The sequence below is a fragment of the Mycobacterium sp. NGS16 genome (assembly GCF_059813225.1).
In genome coordinates, this window is record NZ_JCALEE010000002.1 from 104,744 (window position 1) to 123,044 (window position 18,301).

An 18,301-nucleotide genomic window follows, 5' to 3' on the forward strand; every position below is an offset into this window, starting at 1 on the left:
TTTGGGCTATGTCCGAGAATCCCGGCGGTTCAGCGAGGCTCGACGGAGGAGAGGCGAAGCTGGAACCGCCGCAGAATCTCGGTGCTTTCGCTGACGCGGCACGGGCGCGGGAAACCGAGCTGGTCAACCGGTTGACGGCGTCGGTGGCCGCCGATAAGGAGTTCCAGGCGATCCTGCGCGAAGCCGTGCACAACAACTCGACGTCGCGGCAACGCCTCGATGCCATGGAGTTCGAGATCCGGCAGGCCGCAAGTACCTGGCCGGGTCTGGACACCCCCACCGGATCTCGCCAGTTCCAGCGGTTTCTCAACGGTAAGACCCGTGAGATCCACAAGATCGTCGCTGACGCCGCCGCGGACAGCGAGCACAAGGCGAGCCTGGTGCGCACGCTGACCAACCGTTACCAGCTCGGCGGTGAGGACGGCCAGGAACCGCAGGTCCGGTTGGTGAACGACGAGATACCGGCCGATACCCCGCCGCCGCACGATCCCACCATCGACGGGCGCGGCACCGAACCGGCGCCGGAGAACCAGGACGGCTCGCCCTACGACCTGGGCGCCACCATCCCGGGTACCGGAATCCTCATCACCGGCGACCCGGAAACCGGGCACCCGCGGCTGCACATGCCCGGGCAACCCGACATCGACAACCCGTTCCCGGTCGACGAGGGATTCCGGCCGCTGCCCACCGGTACGGCAGTCGGCCCCAACGGTGAGCAGTACGCCTTCTACAGCGTGCGCCCCTACGGGCTCGGCACGTCGCCGGACAACTTCATCGCCCCGGAGTCACGGGTACAGAACCTGGCCGACCCGGCCGTGGATCTGGGTCCGCTGATGGGCACCACCTTGGACTCGGACACCAAAGTGGGCATCTCGCAGGCCAGCGGGGTCTACGACGCGGCATCGGGACGAATGATCATCGTCGGCAACATCGGTCAGGACGGTCCACGCGCGATGTGGCAATCCGCGCCGGTCCGCCCCGGCGACCCGCCCAACGCCTGGATGAACAATCTTCAGCAGGTCGGCACGTTCAACAACCTGGGTGCAGGCGACCGGGAGAATCAGGTCGTGGCACTGCCGCAGGGCGGGTATCTGTTGACCAGCGCCAGCAACGACGGCCAGGTGGTCGGCGTGACCGCCGGCAGCCCGCAGGGGCTGCTGCAGGCACCGCCGCACGACATCACCGGCCCGGGGCTCATTCCCAGCCCGGGCAATCTGCCGGCCGTTCCCTATGGCCCGAGCATCGTCGATATCCAGACCCTTCCCAACGGCCAGGAGCAGGTCACCATGCGGGTCAGCACCTGGCCGACCCCGGAGGGCTGGCCGGTCGGGCCGGATGCTCCGCCGCCGCCGTATCACCCGCGGACCTACACGACGACGTTCAATATCAACCCGTAGCAGGACGGCTAGAACGCGGTACTGCCCGCCGGCCGCAGCACGAAGCCGTGCTGCCCCAGAGAGGTGTCCAGGCAGGCGACGAGTTGGTCGGCGCCCACCGCACAGGTCACGTTGCCGTACGAGACCTTCTGTCCGACGCCCAGGAACGCGCCGCCTGTGAACTGGCGACCGCAGCTCGTCGACTCGCGGTTCAAGCGCAGGCCGGCCGCGCCCTGGGAGCGCACGGTGCCGATCACACATCCGCCGGGCACCGGGGCGCCCGAACTCAGCGGTGCGGTGGCCATGCCCGGCATGTCGCCGTCGCACATGATCGCCTGCGACGACCCGGCCGGCGGTTCGATGGCGTCGAATTGGCAGGCGATATTATAGGGCGTGGTGAAGTTCACCCAGCGTCCGGGCCCCTTCGGGCCGGTGGTGATGTAGTCGTCCACTGGGACCGCGGTGAAGTCGTCCAGATCCGGAAAGCCCGCGGGTTGGGCCTGTGCCGGTGATTCCTGCCCGGCGATGAGCAGCCCAGCCGCCATGCCGGCGACGGCCAGCGCCTGCGTGACTCGACGGATCGGCATCGGCGTGGTTACGGCTTGGGCGCCCAGTCCCACACCGACATGTCGTCGCGCGGGTACTGGCTGCAGGCTTCGGTCGATTTGGCGACGACACCCTTGTTGTTGAAGAAGATCTTGGCGTGGTTGGGCCAGGACACGGTCAGCGGGTCGGCGAAGTTGGTCGCCAGCTCCTCGGAGTAGGCCCGGCGCTGCTCGGGGCTGAGCGAGAAGAACCAGTGCATCTTGTCGATGGTGGCCTGCTGCACCTGCACCGGCTTGTTGTGCATGTCGATCATGTAGCGCTCGTAGTAGACCGGCGACAGGTCGCGGCTGGCGGCCAGCATCTGCTCGGCGCTGCAGTCGGTGCGGATCACCCGCCGCGGGATCGGGAAGTCATCGGTGGCGTCGGCGGATGCGGTGGCGGGGAACAGTGCGGCGGCGATACCGGCGACCAGACCGGTGACGCCGGCCAGAACGGCCCCGCGCAGAATCGGGCGGTGCGTACGCATGGAATCCACTGTAGCCATTACCCCGTTCTTTCCCTATATCGGTTTTTGCGACGATCCCCGCTGGTGAGACCGTTGAGCCGGATGAGACGGGTGTAACGGCAAATGGCTGCCCAGCCCTCCGAACTCGATACGCAATGCTACATAACTTTAGCCGAGCTACCTAATTATTCTTCGTCCCTGATGCCATGGGCTCGCTCACAGCCGGCCCCGGTCGTCCCCGGCGGTTGCCCTCAGGACTGCGGGCGGGACAGTTCCTCGGTCTGATCGGCGTCGGAGCCGCGGGCGGCGGCTTCCCGGTGCCGGGCGGCTTTGCCGCCGACGTGCGGCAGCACGTTGATCGGCCACCAGAACCAGCGGCCCATCAGTGCGGCGATCGACGGCGTCATGAACGCCCGCACGATCAAGGTGTCGAACAGCAGCCCCAGGCCGATGGTGGTGCCGATCTGGCCGATGATGCGCAGGTCGCTGACGGCCATCGAGGCCATCGTGAAGGCGAACACCAGCCCGGCGGCCGTCACCACCTTTCCGGTGCCGCCCATCGCCCGGATGATGCCGGTATGCAGCCCGGCATGGATCTCCTCTTTGAATCGGGAGACCAGCATCAGGTTGTAGTCCGACCCCACCGCCAGTAGGACGATCACCGACATCACCATGACCAGCCAGTGCAGTTGCATGCCGATCAGGTACTGCCAGACCAGCACCGACAGCCCGAATGACGCTCCCAGAGACAACGCGACGGTGCCGACGATCACCAACGCGGCGACCAGCGCCCGGGTGATGATCAGCATGATGACGAAAATCAGGCACAGCGAGGCGATTCCGGCGATCAGCAGGTCGTAGTAGGAGCCGTCGTGCATGTCCTTGAACAGCGCCGCGGTCCCGCCGAGATAGATCTTGGCGTCCTCCAGCGGCGTTCCCTTGAGCGCCTCCTCGGCCGCGGTCCGGATCTGGTCGATGCGCGCAATGCCTTCTGCGGTAGCGGGATTACCCCGGTGCGAGATGATCATCCGGACGGCCTTGCCATCGGGAGACAAGAACATCTTCATCGCCCGCTTGAAGTCCGGGTTCTCGAACACCTCCGGCGGCAGGTAGAAGGAGTCGTCGTTCTTGGACTCATCGAACGCCTTGCCCATCGCGGTGGCGTTGTCGCCCATCTCGTCCATCTGGGCGAAGATCCCCGACATGGTGCTGTGCATCGTCAGCATCATCGTCTGCATGGTCTGCATGGTGTCGATCATCGGCGGGAACGTGGTCAGCATCTGCGGCATCAGCTTGTCCATGTCACCGAGGTGCGCGACCATCTTGTCCATGCTCTCGCTCATCTCATCGACACTGTCGACCATGTCGAAGGCAGAGCGCAGCGAGAAGCAGATCGGGATGTCGTAGCAGTGCGGTTCCCAGTAGAAGTAGTTGCGGATCGGCCGCCAGAAATCCTCGAAATCGGCGATGTGGTCCCGGATGTCGTAGATCTGGCCCTGGAGGAAATCCATGTCGACCACCATCGCGTGGGTGGTGTTGGCCAATTGGCTCATGTAGCCGAGCATCTGGCGCATGGTGGCGATGGTCTCCCCCATCGCGTCGGCCTGGGTGAGCATGTCGTCCATGCGCTTCTTCTGGAACTGCATGGTCTGCATCTGGCCGGCGTTCTGCATGCTGATCTGGAACGGGATCGAGGTGTGTTCCAGCGGCGTGCCCTGCGGGCGGGTGATCGCCTGCACCCGGGAGATACCGACGACCTTGAACACCGCCTTGGCCAGTTTGTCGATGACCAGGAAGTCCGACGGGTTGCGCAGGTCGTGATCGGCTTCGATCATCAGCACCTCCGGCATCATCCGGGACTGCGAGAAGTGCCGATCGGCGGCGTTGAAGCCCTCGTTGGCCGGAATGTCGGAGGGAATGTACTTGCGGTCGTCGTAGGCCGGCTGGTAGCCGGGCAGCGCCAGCAGGCCGACGGCCGCAATGGCCAGTGAGGCAACCAGAATCGGCCCCGGCCACCGGACGATCGCTGTCGCCAGCTGCCGCCAGCCCCGGGTACTCATCTGCCGCTTGGGCTCGAACAGGCCGAACCGGCTGCCGACGGTGATGATCGCCGGGCCCAGCGTCAACGCCGCCAGCACCGAGATGACCATGCCCACCGCGCACGGGATGCCCAGCGAGACGAAGTAGGGCATGTGGGTGAAGTGCAGACAGAACACCGCCCCGGCAATGGTGAGCCCCGAGCCGAGGATGACGTGCGAGACGCCGTTGAAAGCCGTGTAGTAGGCCGCTTCCGGGTCCTCGCCGTTGTGCCGGGCCTCGTGGTAGCGGCCGATCAGAAAGATCGCGTAGTCGGTGCCGGCGGCGATCGCCAACGAGACCAGCAGGTTGACCGAGAACGTGGTCAATCCGACCCAGTGGTGATGGCCCAGGAAGGCCACCACCCCGCGCGCGGCCGACAGCTCCAAGCCGACCATGGCCAGGAGTAGCACCACGGTGGTGACCGACCGATAGACCGCCAGCAGCATGGTCAGGATCACCAGAATGGTGACGGCCATCATCTTCAGCATCGACTTGTCGCCGGCGTGGTTCATGTCGTTGGCCAGTGCCGCGGTGCCGGTGACATAGACCGTCAGCCCAGGCGGCTTCTGAAGCGAGTCCACGATATTGCGGACCGACTCGACGGAGTCGTTGGCCGCCGCCTGCCCGATATTGCCGACGAGGTTGAGCTGCACGTAAGTTGCTTTGCCGTCGGCACTTTGGGCGCCGACCGCCGTCATCGGGTCACCCCAGAAGTCCTGCACGTGCTGAACGTGCGCGGTATCGGCTTCGAGCCGCTTGACCATTTCGGCGTAGTACTCGTGCTCGGCGTCGCCGAGTTCGTGGTCGGCCTCCAGCACGATCATCGCGGTGCTGTCGGAGTCCGACTCCTGAAAGACCTTGCCCATCTCGGTCATGGCCTGCATGGACGGCGCGGTCGTCGGACTCGCCGACACGGCGTTCTCTTTGCCGATCTGTTCCAGCGACGGCACTGTGACGCTGAGCAGCACGATCAGCGCCAGCCAGCCGAGGATGATCGGCACCGAGAGCCGACGGATGGTGCGCGCGACGAATGTCCGCTGTGGAGGTCCGCCCGCGTTACCGGTTATGGGCGGACTCATGCCGCCTTCAGCAGACAGAAGGTGTAGGCGTTGACCTCATTGGAGATGCGTTCGGCCTTCACCTCCCCATCCACGGTGATCCGGCAGCCGATGCTGTTGCTATCGCCTTGCGCCATAATGCTTCCCACCACGGCCGGCAACGTGGTGACGATTTCGAGCCGCCACGGCAGGTGGGCGGCGGAGACGCGTTGCGGTTCGGAGTTGACATCGAAGTAGCTGATGTCGGCGACAGTGCCTGGGGGGCCGAAGATCTCGTAGGTCAACCGCTTGGGGTTGAACGGCTTGGTCTCGTCGATCTGGCCGTCGGCGTAGGTCGGACGTTTCTCGGATCCGAACAGGCCGTGGATGCGCGTCACCGTGAACCCGGCGACACCGACGACCGCCAGAATCACCAGGGGTATCCACACCCGGCTCAGCACCTTGAAAATCGGAGTCCCCTTCACCTAGCACCTTTGGGTACCCTAACCCAAGCCAACGTGCGTAAACGCACGCTACAGCACGCTCCGGAGCTGTCGCAACGCACATCGTGTGCGTTATCCTCGCGCCGTGCGGCAGGTCTCATTCCAACGCGCTCGCAGCGAAGAAAAGAAGCGTCAGCGGGCCGAAGCCCTGGTCGAGGCCGCGCGTTCGGTGGCACTTGAGGCCGGTGTCGCGTCGGTGACGCTGACCGCGGTGGCCGCGCGGGCCGGGGTGCACTACTCGGCCGTGCGCCGCTACTTCAGCTCCTACAAAGAGGTACTGCTGCGCCTGGCGGCCGAGAGCTGGCAACGCTGGTCGGAGTCGGTCTGCGCCGAATTGGACCAGCCCGGCCCGATGTCGCCGGATCGGGTGGTCGAGACCCTGGTCAGTGGGCTCGCCGCCGACCCGCTCTTCTGTGATCTGCTGTCGAATCTGCACCTGCACCTGGAACATGAGGTGGACGCCGAGCGGGTGATCGAGGTGCGGCGGGTCAGTGCCGCCGCGGTGATGGCCAGTGCCGGCGCCCTCGAACGGGCGCTGCCCGGGCTGGGGCCACGGGGGGCGCTGGACCTGCTCTTGGCGGCCTATTCGCTGGGCTCGGTGCTGTGGCAGATCGCCCATCCACCGCAGACGCTGACCGACGCCTACGCGCACGAGCCGGAACTGGCGCCGGGATGGAATCTGGACTTCACCACCGCGCTGACCCGGCTGCTCACCGCGACGTGTGTGGGGCTGCTGGAGCAGTCAGCCTGACTTCTCCCGGCTGGGCTGCACCCGCTTGGGCTCGCCGGGCATCTTCGGATAGTTCGGCGGATACGGCAGGTCGCCGAGACCGCGGGCCTCGTCGGCGACGACCATCTCCAGCAGCGGCTCGAGGGATTGTTCGAGATCGTCGATGGTGCGCCACGGGTCGCCGCGCCGGGCGACGAGGCCGGGCACGGTGGCAATGGTGTAGTCGTCGGGATCGGCATCAACGAGTTCGTCCCAGCTCAACGGGGTGGAGACGGTGGCGATCGGGGTAGCGCGCACCGAGTAGGCCGACGCCATGGTGCGATCGCGGGCGTTCTGGTTGAAGTCGACGAAGATCCGCCTGCCGCGCTCTTCCTTCCACCAGGAGCAGGTGGCCAGTTTCGGTGCGCGCCGCTCGATCTCGCGGGCCAGCGCGATCCCGGCCCGGCGGACCTCGATGAAGTCCCAGTCGGTCTTGATCCGCAGGTAGATGTGCACCCCGCGGCCCCCGGAGGTCTTGACGTAGCCGACGAACCCGAGCTCGTCGAGCAGCGGACGCACCACCTCCAGGGCGACGGCGCGGGCCTCCGCGAAGCCGGTGCCCGGCTGCGGGTCCAGGTCGATGCGCAGTTCGTCGGGGTGGTCGGTGTCGGGGCAGCGCACCGGCCAGGGATGGAAGGTGACGGTGCTCATCTGCACTGCCCACAGGATGTCGGCGGGCCGGGTGACCTTGAGCGCGTCGGCGGTGCGGCCGGACGGAAACGTCACCCGGCAGGACGCCAGATCGTCGGGATGCCCACGCGGCAGCCGCTTCTGGTAGACCTCGGCACCTTCGATGCCGTCCGGGAACCGCTGCAGGTGGGTGGGCCGGTCGGTCAGCGTCGGCAACAACGGCCCGCTGGCCACCGCCAGGTAGTAGTCGGCCAGCGCTCGCTTGGTGCCGGCCGAGCCGAGCCGGGGAAAGTACACCTTGTCGCCGCTGGTGAACCGGACGGCCGTGCCGTCGACGTCCAACTCCTCGGCCGTTCCCATGTCAGGACTCCAGCACGTCGGCGAGTTCGTAGTTGAGCGGGACGTCGAGCTGGTCGAAGGTGCAACTGGCCGGGTCGCGGTCGGGGCGCCACCGCAGCAGCTTCACGGTGTGGCGGAAGCGGTCGCCCTCCATCTGGTCGTAGGCGACCTCGGCGACGCGCTCCGGGCGGATCGGGACCCACTGTTTGTCGGCCGCCGAGTTCCACCGGCTCGCCTCGCCCTCGCGGACGTCGCCGAGGCGCAGGGGTTCCAGCTCTTCCAGCAGGGCCAGCCGGTCGGCGTCGGTGAACGACGCCGCGCCGCCGACCATGGCCAGCTCGCCGTCGGGGCGGTACAGGCCCAGCAGCAGCGAGCCGATGCCGGCGCCGCTCTTGTGGATGCGGTAGCCCATGACCACGCAGTCGGCGTCGCGGCGGTGTTTGACCTTGACCATCTCGCGCTTGCCGGGCAGATATGGACCGTCGGTGCGCTTGGCCACCACCCCGTCGAGCCCGGCACCCTCGAATGTGGTGAGCCAGTGCATGGCCTGCTCGGGGTCGGCGGTGGCGCGGGTGACGTGACAACTGGGGCCACCGGTGATCAGCTCTGCCAGCGCCTCCCGACGCACCTGGAACGGCTCGGTGAGCAACGATGCATCTCCGGTGGCCAGCGCGTCGAAGCCGATGAACTGCGCCGGGGTCTGCTCGGCCAGCATCCGCACCCGGCTCTGCGCGGGATGGATCCGCTGGCTCAGCGACTCCCAGTCCAGCCGGGTGCGTCCGCCGATCTGCCGCGGCACGACCACCTCCCCGTCGAGGACGCAGCGCGGGGCGACCTCGGCGCGTAGCGCGTCCAGCAGTTCCGGAAAGTAGCGGCCCAGTGGTTTGCCGTTGCGCGATTGCAGCAGCACGTCGTCGCCGTCGCGAAAGACGATGGCGCGAAAGCCGTCCCATTTGGGTTCGTAGGACCAACAACCGGACTCCTCCGGAACCTTGGCAGCCGCTTTGGCGAGCATCGGATCCACCGGAGGTGTGACGGGCAGGTCCATGGTGTCCATGATGGATGCTGCGGCCCCATCTGTCACAGACGCCACGGCCGGCGGGAGATGTGTGTGTTGCCCGGCTTTGCGCGACAACACGTGTTAGGTCGCGTGTGCGCGGGGGTGTTGTCGCTCGTAGCCGGGCAACTCGCCGTATGGTCCCGGCGCCGGCTGGTCTGCGCCGGCCGCTCAGCGGCGCAGGAACTCCACGATGTGGCGGGCCAACTCCTCGCCGGCGTCCTCCTGCAGAAAGTGGCCGGCGTCGTGGATCACCGGGTGCGCCCGACCGTGGGCACCGGCCATCTCGCGCTGAAAGATCGGGGCCATCGCGCCGGTGATCGGGTCGCCGTCACTGAACGCGACCAGCATGGGAATCTGCGAGGCGCACAGCGTGGCCCACGCCGCCCGGTTGGCCGGGGCGGCGGGATCCTCGGGGGTGGTCGGGATCAGCGACGGCATGGTCCGCGGACCGACGCAATAGCTGTCGTCGGGAAACGGCGCGTCGTACCCGGCCCGCACCGCTTCGCCCATTGGCTTGCGGCACCCGGACTGCACGAACCATCCGACGTCGATCGTCGGTGCCGTCTGGATCGCTTCCCGGAAGCGCCACCAGATCTGCGGCATCGGGATGTCCCCGGTGGGCAGGCCGGTGTTGGCCACGACGACCCGGCTGAACCGATCCGGGTTCTCGGCGACCAGCCGCAGCCCGATCAGCCCGCCCCAGTCCTGGCCGACCATGGTCACCCGCTGCAGGCCCAAGACGTCGAACGCCAGCGCCCGCATCCACTCGACATGGCGGGCATAGGTGTGGTCCTGCGCGCGCGTCGGCTTGTCCGAGCGACCGAATCCGACCAGGTCCGGGCAGATGACCCGGTGGCCGGCCTCGACCAGAATCGGGATCATCTTGCGGTACAGATACGACCACGACGGCTCGCCGTGCAGCATCAGGATCGGGTCGGCATCTTCGGGACCGTCCTGCACCCAGGCCACCCGCAGCGTGCCGCCGGGCTCGTCCTCGTCCAGGTCATCGAGGTCGCAGAACCGGGGCGGGTAACCGAAATCGGGGAGGTTGACGAACCTGTCGTCGGGGGTACGCAGGGTCTGCATGAGGTGACGATACCGCGTTGGTATATACCCGCCGGGGTATCCGGTAGACTGCAGGCACGACAATAAAGGAGGCCTCATGTCCGTTGCGATGAGTACCGCGGTGCCCGGCGTCGACTTCGACACGGTAACCGCGAAGACGCGAGAGTTGCTGAAGGACAACGGTTTCGGTGTACTGACCGAGATCGACATGCAGGCGACACTGCGCGCCAAGCTCGGCGAGGAGATGGAGCGCTACCTGATCCTTGGCGCCTGTAACCCGCCGTTGGCGCACCGCGCGGTGACAGCCGACAAGCGCATCGGTGTGCTGCTGCCGTGCAACGTCGTGGTCCGCGAAGACCCGCAACACCGCGAGACGGTGCTCGTCGAGGCGATGAACCCCCAGCTGATGGCCCAAGTCGTCGACAATCCCGCGCTGGCACCGATCGCCGACGAGGTAACCGAGAAGATCCGCACCGTCATCGATACCCTGGCTGTTGCGTTGCGCACCGCCTGAAAGGATTCGCTGATGTGCTACCCCGTACCGTGCCGGGTTTGCGGCAAGACCACCTGGGACGGCTGCGGCGAGCACATCGCCGACGTCCGCGCGCAGGTGCCGCCCGAGCAGTGGTGCGAGGGGCACCCGGAGGCCAGACGCCACCCCTGAGCGAACCGATTATGGTGTGTGGATGCCGGAGCAGTCCACACCACCAGTGCCCAGCCTGGTGGAGTTGCTGCGGCTGCAGGCCGACCGGTTCGGCGACAAGATCGCGTTCAGTTTCGCCCCCGACGGTAAGAAGGTCACCGCCCGCCTGAGCTACCGGGAGCTCGACACCAAGGCGCGCGCCATTGCGTCCGCTCTGCAACATCAGGGCGCGGCCGGGCAGCGGGTGCTGGTGATCTGCCGCCCGGGTCTGGACAGCATCGCCAGCCTGTTCGGCTGCTTCTACGCCGGCGCTGTTGCGGTGCCGGTGGACACCCCGCTGGCCCGGCTGAAGCTGGTCGCCCCCGATGCGCAGGCCGCCTTCGCGGTCGCGACCTCCGACACCCGGACCCAGCTGCAGGCGCTGGCCGCCGACGTGCCCGGCATGTCGACCCTGCAATGGTGTGCCAGCGACCGGGCCGGCGACCCCGATGACTGGACACCGCCCGACGCCGATCCGAGCGCCACCGCCCTGCTCCAATACACCTCCGGCTCAACGAAATCGCCCAAGGGTGTCGTGCTGACACACGACAACCTCATGCACAATCTGGAGGCCATCCGGCGAGCGTGGCGCGGCGACGAGAACGCCAAGAGCGTCTACTTCCTGCCGCAGCAGCACGACATGGGACTCATCGGCGGCGTGCTGGAGATGATCTATGTCGGCTGCAGCACCGTGTTGATGTCGCCGATCGCCTTCTTCCAGCGCCCCCTGCTGTGGCTGGAAGCGATGTCGGCGCACCGCGCCACCACGACAGCAGCTCCCAACGCCGCATACCGGCTGTGTGTCAAACACAGCACCGCCGCCCAGCGTGCGGCGTTGGATCTGTCGCGCTGGTCCACCGCCGCCATCAGTTCCGAGCAGGTGCACGCGTCGACGATGCAGGAGTTCGCCGAGGCGTTCGCCCCGGCGGGGTTCCGGCTGCAGGCGTTTCGCCCGGCCTATGGGTTGGCCGAGGCCACGCTCTTGGTCTCCGGAGACTCCGGTCCTGCCGTCGCCGGCGTCCGGTACGTCGACCGCGACGCACTGGCCCAGAATCGGGCCGTCGACGTCACTGCCGATGCCACGGCCGTCCCCCTGGTCAGCTGCGGTCCACCGGTATACGGCCAGCGGGTCGTGATCGTCGATCCGGAGACCCGCCGCCAACTCGGACCCGACGAGGTCGGTGAGATCTGGGTGTCCGGGCCCAGCGTGGCGCAGGGCTACTGGGCACGCCCGAAAGAGAACGCGCACACCTTCGCAGGCTTCCTCGCCGGCACCGGCGAAGGCCCGTTCCTGCGCACCGGGGACCTGGGTTTCCTATGCCGGGGCGAGGTATTCGTCACCGGGCGGTGGAGCGACCTGCTCACCCTGCACGACAGCAACTACTACCCGAACAACATCGAACCGACGGTGCAGGCGTGCCATCCGGCGTTGCTGGCAGACCGCGGCGCGGTCTTCGCGGTGCAATCGAAGCCGAACGCCGACAGCCACCTGGTTGTCGTGCAGGAAGTCGACCATCAGCACCGGGTCACCGAGCCGGAATTCGCCGGCATCATCGACGGGATCCGGGCGGCGGTCAGCGAGCAGCACGGCCTTGAGGCGCACGATGTGTTGCTGGTACCGGCGATGCGGCTGCCCACCACCTCGAGCGGCAAGATCCGGCGGGGCGAATGCCGGCAGCAATTCCTCGACGGCAACCTGGAGGCGCTGGCCGAATGGCATGCCCCGGCGGTGCCGGTCGAGCGCACGCCGAACGCGACGGGCGCCGGCGCGCTGGCCCGGATGATCGTGGGCGGGCTGGCGCAGCTGCAGCAGCAACGCAACACCCCGCCGACTTAGGGCCTGGTCTTCAGGTACTCCGCCAGCCGGTCCAGCACGGGCCGCTGCCCGGCCAGCAGCTTGATCCGCGCCTGCTCCAGGGCGAACCAGCCGACCCGGTCCACCTCGGGAAACTCCTGCCGTTTTCCCGACCGCGGCGGCCACTCCAGTTCGAAGGTGTTGCTGCGGGCGTCGGTGACGTCGAGGTCGCCGTGCACGGCGAACACCGTGACCAGCTTTCCGCCCGCCTGTCGCACCACACCGAGATCCAGGCGCTCGCCGTCAGGCGGATCCAGGCCGATCTCCTCGACGAATTCCCGTCGCGCGGTGAGCCACGGGTCCTCGCCGTCGGGTTGCTCGCCCTTGGGGATCGACCACGCCCCGTCGTCCTTGCGCGCCCAGAACGGGCCGCCAGGATGGACGATCAGCACCTCGACGGCGTCGTCGGCGCCCGACCGGTACAGCAATAACCCGGCGCTGCGCTTGGCCACGACTCACACACCCACAGCGCGTTCCAGGTCTTCCAGCGAGGTGTCCAGGTGCCCCAGCAGGCGCTGCAGGTGCGGAACCGAGCGACGGCAGCCGACCAGCCCGAAGTCGAGATTGCCGGCGTTGCTGACCACGGTCATGTTCAGCGCCTGCCCGTCCAGGGCGATAGACAGCGGGTAGTTGCCGTCCAGGCGCGCGCCGCGCCAGTACAGCGGCTCGGCCGGGCCGGGGACGTTGGAGATGACGATGTTGAACGGCGGAGGCGCCGCCGACACGAAGCCCGGAATCGCCGCCAGGGCCAACGGCGCCATGTTGGCCGCCGATAGGGCCAGCGCCTGGGCGCGGGGCAACTCGGAAAACACCTTCTTGTTACGGCACATCGACTCACTGATGGTCTCCAGCCGCTGCGCCGGATCCTTCAGGTCGGTGGCCAGATTGCACAAGATGGTGCCGACCATGTTGCCGCCGGAATCGGCGTCGGCTTCGTTGCGCAGGCTCACCGGAACCATCGCCACCAGCGGATGCTCCGGCAGGGCGTGTTGTTCCTCCAGGTAGGCCCGCAGCGCCCCGGCGCACATCGCCAGCACCACATCGTTGACGGTCACCCCGGCGGCCCGCTTGATCGCAATGACGCGCTCCACCGGCCAGGACTGCGCCGCGCACCGGCGCGCACCGCCGATCTTGACGTTGAACATGGTGCGCGGCGCTTCGAACGGCAGGGTCAGCTGTTGTTCGAGCAGGGCGGCACGTGCCAGCTTCACCGTCGAAGGGCCCAGGGCCGCAACGCCTTTGACCATTCCGGTCAGCTCTCGCAACCGGGACGGCGCAGCGGGACGCGGCCGCGACGGCGGCGCCAGCGACCACGGGGTGCGCAGTTCGGCCTCGCGCGGGTCGATCGACAAGGTGCGGCGCAGCAGCCGCAGCAGCGAGACACCGTCGATCAAGCTGTGGTGGATCTTGACGTACACCGCGAATCGGCCGTCGCTAAGACCCTCCACCAGGTGCGCCTCCCACAGCGGGCGGTGCCGATCGAGCAGGCTGCCGTGCAGCAGCGACGTCAACTCCAGCAGGTCGCGTACCCGGCCCGGAACCGGCAGCGCCGAACGGCGCATGTGGTACTCGATGTCGACCTCGTCGTCGAAGGCCCACCCCACACTTGCGATTCCGCCCAACAGGGTGGCCGGGCGTTTCCGGAACGCGGGCTGCAGATCACGGGCGCCCAGCAAGCCCTGGTAGATCTCGCCGACGAATTCCAGACCGGCGCCCTCCGGCGGCTCGAAGAGCATCAGGCCGCCGACATGCATGGGGTGCTCGCGGGTTTCGGCCAGCAGGAAGACCGAATCGGTCGGCGACATCAGCTGCATCGATCCATTACACCCCGGCCGGCCCCCGCATGCTTGCTAGTCTTTGGCGGTGCGTCGCCGGACCATTGTCTGTGTCGCCTTCATCGCGTGCTTCGGGGCGACGACCACCGGTGCGCCCACCGCATCCGCCGACGCCGATGTCGCCGGCAAGACGGTGTTTCTGGATCCGGGACACAGCGGCGCCAACGATTCCTCGATATCCCGGCAGGTGCCCAACGGACGCGGCGGCACCAAGCCGTGTCAGACCAGCGGAACCAGCGCCGACGACGGCTACCCCGAGCACAGCCTGAACTGGGATGTGACCAACCGGATCCGCGCGGCCCTGGACCAGCTGGGCGTGCACACCGAACTCTCCCGGGCCGACGACACCTCGGTGGGCCCGTGCATCGATGCGCGGGCCGCCGCCGCCAACGCCGCTCGCCCGGATGCCATCGTGTCGATCCACGCCGACGGCGGGCCGGTGTCGGGCCGCGGCTTTCACGTCAACTACTCCACCCCGCCGCTCAACGACGCCCAGTCCGGGCCGGCGGTGCGGCTGGCCGGTGCCATCCGGGACTCGCTGGCGGCCGCGGGCATCCCCGAATCCAGCTACCTCGGCGCCGACGGGCTCTACGGCCGGGCGGATCTGGCCGGGCTGAACCTGGCTGAGTACCCCGCTGTGCTGGTCGAACTGGGCAACATGCGCAACGCCGATGACGCGGCGTTGCTGGGCAGCCCCGATGGGCGTGCCCGCTACGCCGCGGCCGTCACCAACGGGATCGTCGCGTTTCTGAGCAGGTGATGATGTCGGGTGTCGGCGTAACCGCCAGAACGCTTTTCGGTGTGGCCTGCCTGCTGCTGGCGTTGGCGGGCTGCGCGGACAGCACCCCGACGGTGGTGGCCGGGCGTGCGATGGCAATGCTGTATGACCCGGGCCGAGTCGGGGGTTTGCCGGTTTCGGAAGGCCCCAGCGGCCCACGGGGCGACCCGCCGCCAGTGACCCCGCGGGTGGTCAACAGCGACGGCGGACAGATCGACCGGTTGTCGCTGCTGGCGATCGACGACATCGAGGACTTCTGGGCCCAGCACTATGGGCAGTCGCTGAGCGGACACTTCACGCCGGTGTCGACGCTGATGTCGTATTCGTCCACCGACCCGAACGGCCCTCCGGTGTGCGGTGGCGACGTCTACCACCTGCCGAACGCGATGTACTGCCGGCGGATGGACACCATGGCATGGGATCGGGCCAAGTTCTTGCCGACCGCCCGAAAGTACTTCGGCGACATGGCAATCAACGGCACCCTGGCCCACGAGTACGGGCATGCCCTGCAACACATGGCCGGCATCGTCCACCCGTTTACCCGAACCCTGGTGCGCGAACAACAAGCCGACTGCTTCGCCGGGGTGTATCTGCAGTGGGTGGCCGCCGGCAACTCGTCGCGCACCCAGTTGAGCACCGCCGACGGACTCAACCATGTGCTGGCCGGGCTGATCGTGATCCGCGACCCGGTGTCGACTTCCGACAATCCGATATCGATCTCCGACGAGCACGGCACCGCCCTGGATCGGGTCGGCGCGTTCCAGACCGGCTTCGACGGCGGCGCCGAGATGTGCGCCAAGATCGACACGGGCGAGATCCGCAAGCGCCGCGGGAATCTACCGCGCTCGCTGTTCGATTCGGAGAACCCGCAGAGCGACCTGACCATCGACGCGCAGGTGTTGGCGACGCTGATGGAGCAACTGGGGCAGATCTTCGGCTTGTCCCGTCCGCCGGCGCTGGCCACGTCGGGCAAGTGCCCCAGCGGCCACCACCCCGACCCGGTGGCCTACTGCCCGGAGACCAACACCGTCGTCGTCGACCTGGCCGGCCTGCAGGACATGAGCGCACCGACGGATCAATCGACACTGGGCATGCCCCAAGGCGACAACACCGGGCTGTCGGCCGTGACGTCACGGTATGCGCTAGCGGTGCAAGCCGAACGCGAGGTCGGACTGGAGTCGGCAACAGCGGCGCTGCGCACGGCGTGTCTGACCGGGGTGGCCCAGCGTCAGATGGCAGAGCCGATGACGTTGTCATCCGGCCCGGGCCTGATGCTGGCCGGCGGTGACCTCGACGAAGCGGTCACCGGGCTGCTGATGAACGGCGTGGTCGCCAGCGACGTCGACGACAACACCGTGCCGGCCGGGTTCACCCGGATCCTGGCGTTCCGCTCCGGACTGCACGGCGATATCGACGGCTGCTTCGAGCGGTTCCCGTGATCGAGGTGCCATGAACCGTCGACCCGAACCTCCCGAGCCGCCCGAGCGCCGGACCACGCCGATCCCCCGCCGGTCACAGCCGCCGCGGGCACCGCAGCCGCCCCGCCGGCCTCCGCCACGTGCCGAGCAACCCTGGTACCTGGAATTCCGGCGCCCACCTGGCCCGCAGCCGCCCCGCCCGCAGCCGCCCCGGCCGGCTCCTGCTCCCCCGCGACCACCCGCCCCGCAGCGTCCGTCGAACCGGACGGTGCTGATCGGCGCGGGCGTGACCGGGCTGCTCGCGGTGGCGCTGCTGGTGATCTCGGTGCTGCGCGGCGTGGTCGGCGGCTCCGGACCGGTGCAACTCGACGTCGGCCGCGCCCAGGACGGTGTGCGCTCGGTGCTCACCGATCCGATCAACGGCTACGGGCGCGACGACGTGAGCCCCGTGCGCTGCAACAACGGGGTCAACCCGACGGTGCGCAAAGGAGGCACCTTCACCTGCGCGGTCACCGTCGACGGCGCCCAGCGCCAGGTGCTGGTGGAGTTCACCGACGACGCCGGGACGTATGCCGTCGACCGGCCGCGGTGATGGGCAAGACGTCCAGTGTGCGGTTTCATACGCCGACCCCGGCGGGTCGCGTACGAAACCGCACACTCGGCGCGATTTCACATGGCGGTGGCGGAGGGATTTGAACCCTCGGTGGGGGGTTACCCCACACACGCTTTCGAGGCGTGCTCCTTAGGCCGCTCGGACACGCCACCGCGGGACAGCCTACCCAACGACCGTGCCGTCAGCCCAATCGCTGGCGGGCGAAGAACTCCCCCAGTGGTGCAGCACACTCGGCGGCCAGCACCCCACCACGCACCTCGGGGCGGTGGTTGAGCCGGCGGTCGCGCACCACGTCCCACAGCGAGCCGACCGCCCCGGTCTTGGGCTCGAAGGCCCCGAACACCAGCCGCGCCACCCGGGCGGCCACCAGCGCGCCGGCGCACATGGTGCACGGCTCCAGGGTGACGGCCAACGTGGCGCCGGTCAGCCGCCAGCCGTCGCCGAGCACCGCGGCCGCATCGCGGAGCGCCAGCATCTCGGCGTGCGCGGTCGGGTCGGCGAGGGCTTCGCGGGCATTGGCGGCCGAGGCCAGCACGGTGCCGTCCGCGGCAACCACCACCGCCCCCACCGGAATATCGCGGGAGCCGGCCTGCCGGGCAGCCGCCAACGCCGCGCGGATCAGCTCCTCGTCGGTGGATAGGCCGGTCACCGCTTGCGTCGCGGCAGGGCCGCCGAGAGCTGCTCGTCGAACCCCATCTCGGCGGCGATCCGGTGCAGTTGCTCATCGACGGCCAGATCGGACTCGTCGAGAATGACGCCGAGCACCGCGGCGGGCAGCCCGATATCGGACAGCAGGCCCAGATCGCCCTCTTCGAACGGCTCGGAGTCCTCCAGGTCCTCGGCGTCGATGTCGGCGTCGAGCTCGTCGAGCACCTCGTCGGCGATGTCGTAGTCGAGTGCGGCCGTCGCATCCGAGAGCAGCAGCCGGGTGCCGGCCGGCCCCGGCCGGACGATCACGAAGAATTCGTCGTCGACGTTGAGCAGACCGAAAACCGCGCCGGCGCTGCGCAACTCACGCAGTTCCGTCTCGGCGATCGACAGACTGGTCAGTGCCGCGGCACGCATCGACGTGCAACGCCACTTGCCGTCTTCACGCACAACAGCCACCCCGAAGCCGTCCAGCGTGTCCGCCGGCCGGCCCTGTGCGGACGCGCCCTGTGCTCCCATGGCCGCCTACGGTAGTCGCCGTTCACGCCCTTGACCAGCGTGTG

Annotated in this window: 19 protein-coding genes and 1 tRNA gene; 8 read left to right on the forward strand and 12 right to left on the reverse strand. The window is 68.0% G+C overall.

Going from position 1 to position 18,301, the window contains the following annotated elements:
- The first annotated feature begins 8 nt into the window (after positions 1-8).
- Positions 9-1,397: a DUF4226 domain-containing protein gene (locus tag AC5Y4Q_RS06275; protein WP_065018855.1), complete on the forward strand. Its 1,389-nt coding sequence runs from the start codon at positions 9-11 to the stop codon at positions 1,395-1,397.
- Between the two features lie 8 nt (positions 1,398-1,405).
- Here AC5Y4Q_RS06275 and AC5Y4Q_RS06280 read toward each other — a convergent pair whose 3' ends face one another.
- The 4 genes from AC5Y4Q_RS06280 to AC5Y4Q_RS06295 form a co-directional block, all read right to left on the reverse strand.
- Positions 1,406-1,963, reverse strand: coding sequence for a hypothetical protein (locus AC5Y4Q_RS06280; RefSeq protein WP_235664004.1), 558 nt, complete (start codon positions 1,961-1,963; stop codon positions 1,406-1,408).
- Positions 1,964-1,971: 8 nt separating this feature from the next.
- Complete coding sequence (locus AC5Y4Q_RS06285; RefSeq protein WP_064919937.1) at positions 1,972-2,448, reverse strand: DUF5078 domain-containing protein; 477 nt, start codon at positions 2,446-2,448, stop codon at positions 1,972-1,974.
- A 230-nt stretch (positions 2,449-2,678) separates the two neighbouring features.
- A complete protein-coding gene (locus AC5Y4Q_RS06290; protein ID WP_207515888.1) occupies positions 2,679-5,585 on the reverse strand; it encodes an MMPL/RND family transporter in 2,907 nt (968 codons plus the stop codon).
- Positions 5,582-6,004: an MmpS family transport accessory protein gene (locus tag AC5Y4Q_RS06295; protein WP_499958746.1), complete on the reverse strand. Its 423-nt coding sequence runs from the start codon at positions 6,002-6,004 to the stop codon at positions 5,582-5,584. Before AC5Y4Q_RS06295 ends, AC5Y4Q_RS06290 begins: the two co-directional genes overlap by 4 nt.
- 109 nt (positions 6,005-6,113) lie before the next feature.
- Between AC5Y4Q_RS06295 and AC5Y4Q_RS06300 the strand changes: the two genes are divergently transcribed.
- On the forward strand, positions 6,114-6,797 hold the full coding sequence (locus tag AC5Y4Q_RS06300; RefSeq protein WP_109535544.1) for a TetR/AcrR family transcriptional regulator: 684 nt from the start codon (positions 6,114-6,116) through the stop codon (positions 6,795-6,797).
- On the opposite strand, the gene AC5Y4Q_RS06305 is transcribed toward AC5Y4Q_RS06300, so the two are convergent.
- The 3 genes from AC5Y4Q_RS06305 to AC5Y4Q_RS06315 form a co-directional block, all read right to left on the reverse strand.
- Positions 6,789-7,805, reverse strand: coding sequence for a DNA polymerase domain-containing protein (locus AC5Y4Q_RS06305; RefSeq protein ID WP_499958417.1), 1,017 nt, complete (start codon positions 7,803-7,805; stop codon positions 6,789-6,791). The two genes, AC5Y4Q_RS06300 and AC5Y4Q_RS06305, sit on opposite strands and share 9 nt — an antisense overlap.
- A 1-nt stretch (position 7,806) precedes the next feature.
- Positions 7,807-8,841, reverse strand: coding sequence for an ATP-dependent DNA ligase (locus tag AC5Y4Q_RS06310; RefSeq protein ID WP_499958419.1), 1,035 nt, complete (start codon positions 8,839-8,841; stop codon positions 7,807-7,809).
- 171 nt (positions 8,842-9,012) lie between these two features.
- Positions 9,013-9,930: a haloalkane dehalogenase gene (locus tag AC5Y4Q_RS06315; protein WP_065018852.1), complete on the reverse strand. Its 918-nt coding sequence runs from the start codon at positions 9,928-9,930 to the stop codon at positions 9,013-9,015.
- A 76-nt stretch (positions 9,931-10,006) separates the two neighbouring features.
- Between AC5Y4Q_RS06315 and AC5Y4Q_RS06320 the strand changes: the two genes are divergently transcribed.
- The 3 genes from AC5Y4Q_RS06320 to AC5Y4Q_RS06330 are packed head-to-tail and all read left to right on the forward strand — an operon-like array spanning position 10,007 to position 12,428.
- The gene (locus AC5Y4Q_RS06320) at positions 10,007-10,423 is read left to right on the forward strand and encodes a DUF302 domain-containing protein (protein ID WP_125225923.1); all 417 of its coding nucleotides are present in this window, start codon (positions 10,007-10,009) and stop codon (positions 10,421-10,423) included.
- A gap of 12 nt (positions 10,424-10,435) precedes the next feature.
- The gene (locus tag AC5Y4Q_RS06325) at positions 10,436-10,573 is read left to right on the forward strand and encodes a DUF8730 family Cys-rich protein (RefSeq protein WP_165604277.1); all 138 of its coding nucleotides are present in this window, start codon (positions 10,436-10,438) and stop codon (positions 10,571-10,573) included.
- Positions 10,574-10,595: 22 nt separating this feature from the next.
- Positions 10,596-12,428 carry a fatty acyl-AMP ligase gene (locus AC5Y4Q_RS06330; RefSeq protein WP_185746738.1) on the forward strand — a complete coding sequence of 611 codons (1,833 nt, stop codon included), beginning with the start codon at positions 10,596-10,598 and terminating at the stop codon, positions 12,426-12,428.
- Here the strand turns inward: AC5Y4Q_RS06330 and AC5Y4Q_RS06335 are convergent.
- Together AC5Y4Q_RS06335 and AC5Y4Q_RS06340 are read right to left on the reverse strand one after the other, a co-directional pair.
- Positions 12,425-12,898, reverse strand: coding sequence for an NUDIX hydrolase (locus AC5Y4Q_RS06335; RefSeq protein WP_064919841.1), 474 nt, complete (start codon positions 12,896-12,898; stop codon positions 12,425-12,427). The genes AC5Y4Q_RS06330 and AC5Y4Q_RS06335 overlap by 4 nt on opposite strands.
- 3 nt (positions 12,899-12,901) lie before the next feature.
- Positions 12,902-14,260 (reverse strand): WS/DGAT/MGAT family O-acyltransferase, encoded by a 1,359-nt coding sequence (locus AC5Y4Q_RS06340; RefSeq protein ID WP_065018850.1) that lies wholly within the window; start codon positions 14,258-14,260, stop codon positions 12,902-12,904.
- 82 nt (positions 14,261-14,342) lie between these two features.
- Here AC5Y4Q_RS06340 and AC5Y4Q_RS06345 point away from each other — a divergent pair, with 82 nt between their 5' ends.
- The 3 genes from AC5Y4Q_RS06345 to AC5Y4Q_RS06355 all read left to right on the forward strand — a co-directional run bounded on the left by AC5Y4Q_RS06345 (position 14,343) and on the right by AC5Y4Q_RS06355 (position 17,069).
- Positions 14,343-15,041, forward strand: coding sequence for an Rv3717 family N-acetylmuramoyl-L-alanine amidase (locus tag AC5Y4Q_RS06345; RefSeq protein WP_234786318.1), 699 nt, complete (start codon positions 14,343-14,345; stop codon positions 15,039-15,041).
- On the forward strand, positions 15,041-16,498 hold the full coding sequence (locus AC5Y4Q_RS06350; RefSeq protein ID WP_499958423.1) for a neutral zinc metallopeptidase: 1,458 nt from the start codon (positions 15,041-15,043) through the stop codon (positions 16,496-16,498). Before AC5Y4Q_RS06345 ends, AC5Y4Q_RS06350 begins: the two co-directional genes overlap by 1 nt.
- Positions 16,499-16,763: 265 nt before the next feature.
- Positions 16,764-17,069, forward strand: a complete 306-nt coding sequence (locus AC5Y4Q_RS06355) for a DUF4333 domain-containing protein (RefSeq protein ID WP_499958425.1) — start codon at positions 16,764-16,766, stop codon at positions 17,067-17,069.
- 82 nt (positions 17,070-17,151) lie between these two features.
- Here AC5Y4Q_RS06355 and AC5Y4Q_RS06360 read toward each other — a convergent pair.
- From AC5Y4Q_RS06360 to AC5Y4Q_RS06370, 3 genes are all read right to left on the reverse strand, one after another.
- A tRNA-Ser gene (locus AC5Y4Q_RS06360) sits at positions 17,152-17,242 on the reverse strand.
- Positions 17,243-17,271: 29 nt separating this feature from the next.
- A complete protein-coding gene (locus tag AC5Y4Q_RS06365; RefSeq protein ID WP_499958427.1) occupies positions 17,272-17,739 on the reverse strand; it encodes a nucleoside deaminase in 468 nt (155 codons plus the stop codon).
- Positions 17,736-18,257 carry a tRNA adenosine deaminase-associated protein gene (locus tag AC5Y4Q_RS06370; protein ID WP_064924190.1) on the reverse strand — a complete coding sequence of 174 codons (522 nt, stop codon included), beginning with the start codon at positions 18,255-18,257 and terminating at the stop codon, positions 17,736-17,738. Before AC5Y4Q_RS06370 ends, AC5Y4Q_RS06365 begins: the two co-directional genes overlap by 4 nt.
- Positions 18,258-18,301 lie beyond the last annotated feature (44 nt).